Raw genomic sequence first — 4472 nt, 5'->3', positions numbered from 1 at the left:
TAGTTCAGCTGGTTAGAATGCTGGCCTGTCACGCCGGAGGTCGCGGGTTCGAGTCCCGTCCGCTCCGCCAACTTTCAAAAGCCCTCGGCGAATGCCGGGGGCTTTTTCTTTGCGCGCATGTTGGCCTTGGCGTTTTTGGTCCCTGCGACGAAGCGGGTTACACTGCCGGGCTCGCCAATCAGGCCTTGTGATTCCTCACCATGCTGCAGAAACTCCGCGACAAGACCTCAGGCTGGATCGTCACCGTGATCCTGGGGCTGCTGATGATTCCGTTCCTGTTCGTGATCGACAACAGCTACCTGGGTGGCGTTGGCGCACAGAACGTGGCCAAGGTTTCCGCACCGCCGACCTGGTGGCGTTCCGCGCCGTCGTGGTGGCCGGTACGCATGCTGTGGCAGCACCATGAGATCAGCGCGCAGGATTTCCGCACCCGTTTCGAGCAGGAGCGCATGCGTGAGCGCCAGCAGCAGGGCGAGAACTTCGACCCGCGCGCGTTCGAAAGCACCGAGAACAAGCTGGCGGTCCTGGATCAGCTGATCGACGAGCAGGTTGTGCGCCTGGTCGGCGAGCAGGCAGGTGTGGTGATTGGCGATGGCGCCGTGCGCGAGTACATCACGTCCATGCCGGCGTTCCAGGGGCCGGATGGCAAGTTCAACGAGAACAGCTACCGCCTGGCGCTGGCCGGCGGCAATCCTCCGCGTACCCCGACCCAGTTCCAGGAACTGGTGCGCGAGAGCCTGCAGCAGTCGGTGATTCCGGCCGGACTGCAGAACTCCGGTTTTGTCACCCAGGCCGAGACCGAACGCCTGTTGAAGCTGCTGGGCGAAACCCGTGATGTCGAGCTGGCTGCGCTGCCGCCGGTGCCGGCTGACACGGCCCCGGTGCCCGATGCGCAGATCAAGCAGTGGTACGACAGCCATGGCAAGGATTTCCGCCAGGCCGAAACCGTTTCGCTGGAGTATGTCGAGGTCAACGGTGCCAACCTGCCGGCGCCGACGCCGGCCGACGAAGCCACCCTGCGCAAGCGCTACGAGGAAGAAAAGGCCAAGTTCACCTCTCCGGAGCAGCGCCAGGCCGCCCACATCCTGATTACCGGCGACGGTGCTGAGGCCAAGGCGAACAAGCTGGCGGCCCAGGCAAAGGCGGCCGGTGCCGACTTCGCAGCCCTGGCCAAGGCCAACTCCGAGGATCCGGGCTCCAAGGACCAGGGCGGTGACCTGGGCTGGGTGGAGCGTGGCGCGATGGTCAAGCCGTTTGAAGACGCCCTGTTCGCGGCCAAGGCCGGCGACGTGATCGGTCCGGTCAAGACCGACTTCGGATACCACATCATCAAGGTGGCCGCGGTACGCGGCGGCGAAGGCAAGTCGTTCGAGGACGTGCGCGATACGCTGGCCGCCGAACAGCTCAAGGCCGACGGTGAGCGCGGTTTCAACGAGCTGGCCGGCCGTCTGGTCGATGCCATCAACAAGAGCCCGAGCGACCTGGCTGCCGCAGCCAAGGAAGTGGGGCTGCCGCTGCAGACCCTGGGACCGATCACCCGCGCTACCGCCAGCGGCATCGCCAGCGACCCGGCCGTGCTGCGCGCCGCGTTCTCGGACGTGCTGGTGCAGGACGGGACCGCCAGCGATCCGATCGCCCTGGGAGGCGCCACCAACCACAGCGTCGTGATCCGCGTCGCGGCCCACACGCCGGAGCAGGCGCTGCCGCTGGAGAAGGCCCGCGAGCAGGTGATCGCCGCGATCCGTGCCGACCGCCAGCGCCAGGCCAGCGACAAGGCGGCCGAAGCGCTGCTGGCCAAGTTGAAGGGCGGTGCCACCCTGCAGTCGCTGGCTGCCAGCGAAAAGCTGCAGCTGAGCCCGATGCCGGGCCTGCCGCGTGGCCAGCCGGTGCCGACCCCGGAAATCAACAGCGCGATCTTCAGCGCGCCGGTACCCACCGCAGGCAAGCCGACCTACGGCAAGGTCGACGTCAACGGCCGTGCGCTGGTGTTCGCGGTGAACAAGGTCAATCCGGGCGACATCAAGGACGTGACCGCCGAGCAGCAGAAGCAGCTGAAGGAACAGTTGAGCCAGATCGACGGCATGGCCGCAGCCAAGGCCTACATCGACGCGATGCGCAAGAAGTTCGTGGTGCAGACCACCGAAGCGAATCTGTAAGCCCACGGCGGGCAGAACGGAAAGGCCCGGCATTGCCGGGCCTTTTTCGTGGGCGGGTGCCCGGTAGCAGGAGGATCGCGCGGCGCTGCTGTGCGCCGGTCAGTCTTCCAGGCGAAGCACCGCGCCCGGCTTGAGCACGCTGCTGCCACTCAGGCCATTCAGCGACAGCAGCGCCTTGACCGGCATGCCGTAGCGACGGGCAATGGTCCAGGCCGACTCGCCGTTGCGCACCGTATGCCGACGGCTGCGCGGACGGGCGACGGCGGCGGCGACGGTGCGGGCAACCTGCGGCGCTGGCGAGGCAGCGGGGGCAGAGGCGGGCGAAACCGAGGCCGCCAGCGCCGTCGTGCTGTCCACCACGTCGGCGGTCGCCGCTGCGACAGGGGCCAGCACCCGGGTGGTGCCCGTGGGGCGGCCACCGGCGGCCAGGGCGGGATTCAGGCGGGCGATGCGTGCCGGGTCCAGTGAGCGCTGGGCGGCCCACTGCTGGACGCTGGTGCCGGCCGGCAGGGCATGATCCTTCAGCACCGGCACGGTGCGGTCCAGCGAGGCCATGACGCCCGGCTGTTCTTCCACGTCTTCCAGCACGCAGGCCAGGGCGTGAAGCTTCTCGACGTAGGCATAGGTGACCGGCGACAGGCCGGGCAGGGCCGAGGGCGTGGCGTTCTGCGCATTCATGCCCGCCTTGCGCAGTGCCTGCAGCACGCGATATTCGCCAGCGTTGTAGGCCATGGTGGCCAGCCGCCAGTCGCCGCCGAACATGCCGTGCAGGGTTTTCAGGTAGCGCACCGCGGCCTGGGTCGAATCCACCGCCGACAGGCGGCCGTCGTAGCCGTTGGCCATCGGCACGCGATGGTTGCGGGCGGTGGTGGCGATGAACTGCCACAACCCGGTCGGTCCGCTGCCATTGCGGGCATTGGGCCGGTAGCCGCTTTCCACGAAGGGAATCAGCGCGAATTCGGTCGGCAGGTTGGCCTTGCGCAGTTCTTCGACCACATAGCCGAACAGGACCAGTGCATCGTCATCCTGGTTGGCCAGGCGCGATGGGGCGTGCGCGAACTGCTTCTGCCAGCGCGGGCTGGTGGCCTCGGCGTCGCAGGTGGGTTCAGCCAGGCCATCGCGGAAGCTGGAGAAGATCTCCTGGCCATTGCGCACCGATGCAGGTGGCAGCGAAGAGGCATCCAAGGGCAACGCAGCAGCGGCGGTGAGATTCTGGCCGATGCCAGCGCCCAGCGACTGCGCGCCTGCGGTTCCAGCCAGCCCCAGAGCGATGCCCAGGGCCAGCGGCAGACTTCGGCGCATCATGCGCGGAAGCCGTCTTTCCAATGCCGGAGACCGGCCATGACATCGACATCGTCAACGACGTCGCGCCCCAGGTGCGCCGACACCGCCGCGCGGATCGGCGCGGTGTGCACACGCAGGAACGGATTGCAGTCCAGTTCGTTGGCCAGGGTTACCGGCAGGGTGGAACGGTCATCGCGGCGCATGGCCAAAGCCTCCTCTTGGCGCTGCCGCAGGGCAGCGTTGGCGGGGTCGACATGCCGCGCGAAGACGGCATTTGACACGGTGTACTCATGGGCACAACAAAGCAGCAGTCGTGCAGGCAAGGTACCCAGCGTGCGCATCGATGCCAGCAGCTGGGACGGCGTACCTTCGAACAGGCGTCCACAGCCCAGGCTGAACAACGAATCTCCGCTGAAAAGATGTTCAGCAGTGTGAAACGCGATGTGGCTGCGGGTATGCCCGGGCACGGATAGTACGTGGAACGTCCGGCCCAGTGCCTGAACGCGTTCACCTTCGCCGACGCGTTCGGTGGCGGTGGTGATGCGTTCCTCCACCGGTGCGACCACCCGCGCGCCGGGAAAACGGGCACGCAGGGCCGGCACGCCACCGATGTGGTCGTCGTGATGGTGGGTCAGCAGGATGGTATCCACGCGCAGGCCCTGTTCGGCCAGCGCGAGCACCGGCGCGGCATCACCGGGATCGACGACGATGGCAGCGCCTTCATCATCGATCAGCACCCAGATGTAGTTGTCCGCAAATGCGGGCAGGGCAGTCAGTCGCATAGAATTGGACCATGCCCGCGCTGCAGAGCACCCGTCAAGCGAGCCTGGCCCCGTGGTTCGACAGCGAGCCGGCGGCGGCCCTGCGCGTGCTGGAGCGGCAACTGCTGTTGCCACAGCTGTCGGTGCTGCCCGCACAGCCCTGGATGTGGATCGCGCCGAGCGCTGCCTGGCTGGAAGATGCGCAGCCGGGCGGGCGCGGCCTGCGCCTGTACCGCAATGGCGGCCGCTATGCCGGCGATGCGTGCTGCGG

3 protein-coding genes and 1 pseudogene are annotated in these 4472 nt (G+C 67.4%); 2 read left to right on the top strand and 2 right to left on the bottom strand.

Annotation, left to right across the window (positions count from 1 at the left end; translation table 11 throughout):
• The first annotated feature begins 200 nt into the window (after positions 1 to 200).
• Positions 201 to 2156: a peptidyl-prolyl cis-trans isomerase gene (locus QMZ25_RS07690; protein ID WP_283219397.1), complete on the top strand. Its 1956-nt coding sequence runs from the start codon at positions 201 to 203 to the stop codon at positions 2154 to 2156.
• Positions 2157 to 2255: 99 nt separating this feature from the next.
• Here the strand turns inward: QMZ25_RS07690 and QMZ25_RS07685 are convergent, their stop codons facing one another.
• Positions 2256 to 3461, bottom strand: a complete 1206-nt coding sequence (locus QMZ25_RS07685; protein ID WP_283219396.1) for a lytic transglycosylase domain-containing protein — start codon at positions 3459 to 3461, stop codon at positions 2256 to 2258.
• The gene (gene gloB, locus QMZ25_RS07680) at positions 3458 to 4222 is read right to left on the bottom strand and encodes a hydroxyacylglutathione hydrolase (RefSeq protein ID WP_053519052.1); all 765 of its coding nucleotides are present in this window, start codon (positions 4220 to 4222) and stop codon (positions 3458 to 3460) included. Before gloB ends, QMZ25_RS07685 begins: the two co-directional genes overlap by 4 nt.
• An 11-nt stretch (positions 4223 to 4233) precedes the next feature.
• Here gloB and QMZ25_RS07675 point away from each other — a divergent pair.
• Positions 4234 to 4472: pseudogene (locus tag QMZ25_RS07675) on the top strand (hypothetical protein); the annotation flags it as partial.

This window comes from Stenotrophomonas sp. RS-48, assembly GCF_030053245.1.
GTDB classification, from domain to species: Bacteria; Pseudomonadota; Gammaproteobacteria; order Xanthomonadales; family Xanthomonadaceae; genus Stenotrophomonas; species Stenotrophomonas maltophilia_P.
This window is presented reverse-complemented; position numbering and strand designations above follow the sequence as displayed.

Excerpts from the sequence above, each read along its gene's own strand:
- gloB (WP_053519052.1), bottom strand. The coding sequence starts at position 4,222 with ATGCGACTGACTGCCCTGCCCGCATTTGCGGACAACTACATCTGGGTG.
- QMZ25_RS07690 (WP_283219397.1), top strand. The coding sequence starts at position 201 with ATGCTGCAGAAACTCCGCGACAAGACCTCAGGCTGGATCGTCACCGTG.
- QMZ25_RS07685 (WP_283219396.1), bottom strand. The coding sequence starts at position 3,461 with ATGATGCGCCGAAGTCTGCCGCTGGCCCTGGGCATCGCTCTGGGGCTG.